At 56.1% G+C, this 264-nt stretch carries 1 protein-coding gene; it reads right to left on the minus strand.

Annotated elements, in window-relative coordinates:
* Positions 1–264: hypothetical protein (locus JUJ53_RS25350; RefSeq protein WP_204149984.1), on the minus strand; the 264-nt coding region annotated here is incomplete at both ends.

Consider the following 264-nt stretch of genomic DNA (forward strand, 5'->3'; position numbering starts at 1 on the left):
TAGCGCTGCCATTCTGGGTGGTGTAGTCAACGGTCACCGGCGCTTGACTGGCCGTCGTCAGATTGACGGTGAAAATAGCGTTGGTCTCGCCGCTATCCCCTTCCAATACCGAAACGTCGTTGATGGTGATGGCTGGCTGGGCGTCATCATCAACAATGGTGCCTATCCCAGTACCGTTGGTAACCGTGGCGTTTCCTTGCAGATTGCCCAACACCACATTGAAGGTTTCGCTGGGCTCACTGACGCCATCGCCGTTGACGGTGA

The sequence above is a fragment of the Leptolyngbya sp. CCY15150 genome (assembly GCF_016888135.1).
Lineage (GTDB): Bacteria > Cyanobacteriota > Cyanobacteriia > RECH01 > RECH01 > RECH01.